This is a genomic window from Priestia sp. P5_B4, assembly GCF_056400385.1.
Map to the genome: position 1 here is coordinate 1 of NZ_JBFULJ010000351.1, position 3,816 is coordinate 3,816.

Sequence of the window (3,816 nt, forward strand, 5' to 3'; positions counted from 1 at the left end):
TCCTAGGTGTTGCTGTAACCGAAACATTTAAGCAACCGCGATTTATATCTGTACTCCCTGATACTTCTCGTATCGTATTGCTTTTAGAAATTGTCGTACTCATTATCGTTGGTTTTTTACCGTCTAGTGTTTCTAATATGTTGGTTACAGTAACAATTTCATTTGTTGCTGCTCTTCAAGTTTCTTCATTTAGAACTTTGATAAAATGGTCATATAATACAACCATGACGACCGGAAACCTTCGTACTGCTTCTCAAGCAGCATACTATGCTATATTCAAACGCGATGAAAACGCTGCTTATCAGTGCCTTCGTTTTACAGCCATTATCCTCTCTTTTTTGAGCGGGGCATTGTTAGGTTCTATTTCTACTTTCACCCTGGGGACAAAAGCAGTTTGGCTAGCTTCTGCTATTCTTTTTCTCGCTTTTGTCATTTTAAATTCAGAATCTCAAAAAAGCCTTTGAAATCATTGATTTCAAAGGCTTTTTTATTAGACTGATTTTCTAAATGCCATAACATGCAAATCTTTTACCGGATAAAAATCGTTATCAGGAAAGCGAAGGTAACCTCTTTTAGTGTACAGCTTAATGGCATGTTCCATTGAATGATCTGTATGTAAACCTAAATAAGAACACCCTAGCTCCCGAGATTTTTTTTCACAAGCTTCAAGAAGCGCATTCGCGACTCCTTTTCGGCGATGCGTCGGAGCAACTGCCAGCAGACGAATTTCGGCCCATGGAAATGGCTTTAACAACCCTCCGTATACATCCGTATCCGGCGGATAAAACAAAACGCTTCCTGCCATTTCTCCATCGATTTCAACTACAATGCACTCAAATTTCTTTTCTTCACTCAGGGTATGTAAAATTCCCTTTCGATATCTTTTCCAGTGTGCTTCTGATTTTACAGCTGCATATTGCTCATAAGCAGCAAGCGTCACTGTTTCAATAGATGATGTTTCTTCTTCTCTAGCTTTTCGAACGATCAATTTTTTCTCCTCCATTTACCTTCTTCATTAGTTCTTATTGTCTATGGTGAAACATGTTTATGCAACACATTTGCATTTTAAAACAGCTTCCTTTGCATATATTTAATCCGTTCATTATGGTTTCTGAAGCGGTCTTTGTGCTGAAACTCTGCTTGTCTTCATATACATATAAAGAGATTCAGAGACAAGGATGAGACAGCATGTATAAAAAATTAATTGCAATTGGAATTGGCAGTGTGTTTGTTAGTATTGGAATTAACGTTTTTATTCTTCCGCTTCAGCTTGTAACAGGAGGCATTACGGGAATTAGCTTAATTCTTAATTATTTACTTGGCTATAAAGTAGGCGTGATGATTTTTTGCTTAAACTTCCCTATTTACCTTCTCGCTCTAGGTTTTAACCGCTCTTATTTTTTAAATGCTATCTATGGCATGGTTCTCTCAGCCGTGATGATTGATTTGCTGTTTCCGCTTCATGGGATTTTTCACCTTCCCATTATCTTAAGCGCTTGCCTTGGAGGTGTTTTTAACGGAATCGGAACCGGCATCATGCTCCGGCAGCACGCAAGTCAAGGCGGGGTCGACTTATTTTCTCTGATACTTGCGAAATGGTTATCTTTAAACCCCGGCATCATTATTTTAGTAATTGACGCATCTATTATTATTTCAGGTATTTTACTGCTTCAAAACGATACAGCTATTTATTCATTATTCATTGTTGTATGCTCCGGTATAGTGACCAGTTTAATTACATCATTCAAACGCATTATCGTCTATGTATAGGGAAAAAGCCTCGAGACATGCATCTCGAGGCTTTTCTTTATTTGTCATTTAAAAATTCTTGCAGCGCTTCTTTATTTTTATCTAAATCAATAGCAAGCACCATACCAACACCGCTATACGTTTTGTTTTCAAACGATCCGTCTAACGGCAGTCGCAGGCTTTGAACATCTTTCATGTTTCCTGTTACCACATCTTTAGCCAGAAGCATCATGCTTTTTGTATCTAAATTTGTATCGATATAAGGATCCATTACGCCGAGAAGCTTCGGTATTTTAAACATGCTGTTTAGGCTTGCTACTTCATCTTTAAGCTTTAAAACGACTTCTTGCTGGCGTTGAACGCGTCCAAAATCACTCATGTTATCATGACGAAAACGTACATAGCCAAGCAGTTGTTCACCGTGTAAAACTTGGGTACCTTTGTGAAGCGTCATACCAATTCCCGAAGACATGTCGTGAGGCACGGTTACTTTAATGCCATCAGGTGCAATCGTATCTACAATTTTTGAAAACCCTTCGAAGTCCACAACTGCATAATAGTTAATATCGATATCAAAATTTTGTTTGATCGTTTTACGCAGCAGCTCAGGACCTCCGAACGCGTAAGCAGCATTCAGCTTTTGCTTGCCGTGTCCTGGAATATCCACATACATATCCCTCATAAGGGAAACAATTTTCGGGTGTTTGCTTTTAGAATCGTAGTGAGCAATTAAAATAGAGTCTGTACGAGAATGCTTTTCCCCGCGCGAGTCACTTCCTAACAGCAGCATATTTACTTCTCCGTTATTTGGGAGATTGCCTTGAAACTGTTCAAATGTCGTGCCGTCATCCGCAAATTTACCATCGCTTGCCATCGATAGCCCTTGCTTATATTGGAAATAGCTGTATATGCCTCCAACGATAATAAAAAGAAACAACAAAGCAAAGAACACTCTGCCCCATCGAACTCTTCTTCTTCTTTTGCGTCTTGTTCGCTCCACGTTTCTGTCACCAGCTTTCTTTTTCAATGAAGTTCTCATAAAACAAGCAAGTAGCTAAGCTTTTAAAAAGCTCCTCTACTTGCTTGTTTGGATTGTATGGTGTGAAAGCTTACATTACTTTTCTGTTTCTTGGTCTTTTCCATACATGTATTTTGATGGATCGACCGGTTTAAAGTCATCTAATTTATTAAATCGTAATAAATCACCGTATAACACTTTATCAGAAAGTTCTAGCTCTCTTCCAACTTTCTTTTTATAAGCTTTCGCTTCGTCTGTTGCTGTGATTCTTTCTCCCGTGTTTGTATCGTAATACTTGCCGTCAATTGACGTGTATTTYGGAGAAACATAATCACCGTTTCTAAATGCTACTACCTGATCATGGTCTTTTGATAATAAATCTGTACCGAATTGAACATACTCTTTACTATCAATTCCCACTAAGTGAAGAAGCGTAGGTACTACGTCAATTTCACCGCCGTACGTATGGTTCACTCCACCTTTTACGCCTGGTACATGAAGGAAGAACGGTACGCGTTGAAGCTGAGCGTTTTTATATGGCGTAATTTTCTCGCCAAGAACTTTTTCCATTGCTTTGTTATGATTTTCAGAAATACCGTAGTGGTCACCGTAAATCATAATAACTGAGTTGTCATATAAGCCTGAAGCTTTTAGCTCTGTAAAGAATTCTTGCAGTGATTCATCCAAATAACGAGCCGTTTGGAAATAACGGTCTACCGTTCCATCTCCTGTGTTTGCCGGCTCAATGCTAGCATCGCCTTTATCAAGGACAAATGGGAAATGGTTTGTTAATGTAATCATATGCGCATAGAAAGGCTGCTTCAATGACTGTAGCATTGGCATAGATTCTTTGAAGAATGGCTTATCTTTTAATCCATAGTTTACTTTGTTATCACCAGTCATATTGTAATAACTTGCGTCAAAGAATTGATCCACACCGAACTGTTTATAAATTTCATTACGGTTCCAGAACGTTTTATAGTCTCCGTGTAAAACGGCACTTGTATAGCCGCCCTCTTGATCTAAGATCGCTGGTGCTGCTTGGTACG

Annotated in this window: 5 protein-coding genes; 2 read left to right on the forward strand and 3 right to left on the reverse strand. The window is 38.7% G+C overall.

All coding sequences use genetic code 11. From position 1 onward, the window contains the following. Positions 1–464, forward strand: a 464-nt coding sequence (locus AC1DRF_RS19085; RefSeq protein ID WP_477741405.1) for a YoaK family protein, incomplete at its 5' end; no start/stop codon positions are given. 26 nt (positions 465–490) lie between these two features. Here AC1DRF_RS19085 and AC1DRF_RS19090 read toward each other — a convergent pair. Then, positions 491–988 carry a GNAT family N-acetyltransferase gene (locus AC1DRF_RS19090; RefSeq protein ID WP_477741406.1) on the reverse strand — a complete coding sequence of 166 codons (498 nt, stop codon included), beginning with the start codon at positions 986–988 and terminating at the stop codon, positions 491–493. A gap of 200 nt (positions 989–1,188) precedes the next feature. Here AC1DRF_RS19090 and AC1DRF_RS19095 point away from each other — a divergent pair, with 200 nt between their 5' ends. Further along, positions 1,189–1,770 (forward strand): YitT family protein, encoded by a 582-nt coding sequence (locus tag AC1DRF_RS19095; RefSeq protein ID WP_043978354.1) that lies wholly within the window; start codon positions 1,189–1,191, stop codon positions 1,768–1,770. A gap of 37 nt (positions 1,771–1,807) precedes the next feature. On the opposite strand, the gene AC1DRF_RS19100 is transcribed toward AC1DRF_RS19095, so the two are convergent. Together AC1DRF_RS19100 and AC1DRF_RS19105 are read right to left on the reverse strand one after the other, a co-directional pair. Further along, a complete protein-coding gene (locus tag AC1DRF_RS19100; RefSeq protein WP_477741407.1) occupies positions 1,808–2,788 on the reverse strand; it encodes an LCP family protein in 981 nt (326 codons plus the stop codon). 75 nt (positions 2,789–2,863) lie between these two features. Next, positions 2,864–3,816: LTA synthase family protein (locus tag AC1DRF_RS19105; protein WP_477741408.1), on the reverse strand; the 953-nt coding region annotated here is incomplete at its 5' end.

What these genes read in the sequence shown, in the direction of transcription:
- AC1DRF_RS19095 (WP_043978354.1), top strand. Translation starts at nt 1,189, where the DNA reads ATGTATAAAAAATTAATTGCAATTGGAATTGGCAGTGTGTTTGTTAGT.
- AC1DRF_RS19100 (WP_477741407.1), bottom strand. Translation starts at nt 2,788, where the DNA reads ATGAGAACTTCATTGAAAAAGAAAGCTGGTGACAGAAACGTGGAGCGA.